Raw genomic sequence first — 707 nt, 5'->3', positions numbered from 1 at the left:
GTGTTGGAGTTTTCGGCTGATTTGTTTGATCGGGAGTCGGCGGTGGTGTTGGCGTCCCGGTTTGTGCGGGTGTTGGAGGCGGTGGTTGCCGATCCGGGGGTGCGGGTGGATCGGGTGCCGGTGATGGAGCCGGTGGAGTGGCAGCGGTTGGTGGTGGGGGTCAATGAGACGGTGCGGGTGGTGCCGTCGGTGTCGTTGGGGGAGTTGTTCGAGGCGCAGGTGCGGCGGTCGCCGGATGCGGTGGCGGTGGAGTGTGCTGGTGAGGTTTTGTCGTATGCGGAGGTGAATGCGCAGGCGAATCGGTTGGCGCGGTATCTGGTCGGGCGTGGGGTTGGGCCGGATCAGGTGGTGGCTCTGGTGGTGCCGCGGTCGGTGTCGTGGTTGGTGGCGATGCTGGCGGTGGTGAAGTCGGGGGCTGCGTATTGCCCGGTTGATGCGGGGTTGCCGCGGCATCGGGTGGATTTCCTGGTCGGGGATGTGGCGCCGTCGTTGGTGGTGGCGGTGGGGTCGACTGTGGATGTGGTGGCGGGGGCTGGGGATCGGTTGGTGGTGTTGGATGATCCGGGTGTGGTGGCGGCGGTGTCGTCGTTGCCGGGGGCGGATCTGGGTGCTGGGGAGCGGCGTGGTCGGCTGTCGTTGGCCGGGTTGGCGTATGTGATCTATACGTCGGGTTCGACGGGGCAGCCGAAGGGTGTGGGGGTGACCCA

General features: G+C 67.0%; 1 protein-coding gene. It reads left to right on the top strand.

What is annotated here, in order from left to right:
- Positions 1–42: 42 nt before the first annotated feature.
- The coding region (locus SM447_RS29300) for an AMP-binding protein (protein ID WP_474576105.1) at positions 43–707 on the top strand (665 nt) is incomplete at its 3' end.

It is taken from the genome of Micromonospora aridisoli, assembly GCF_056150025.1.
This window is presented reverse-complemented; position numbering and strand designations above follow the sequence as displayed.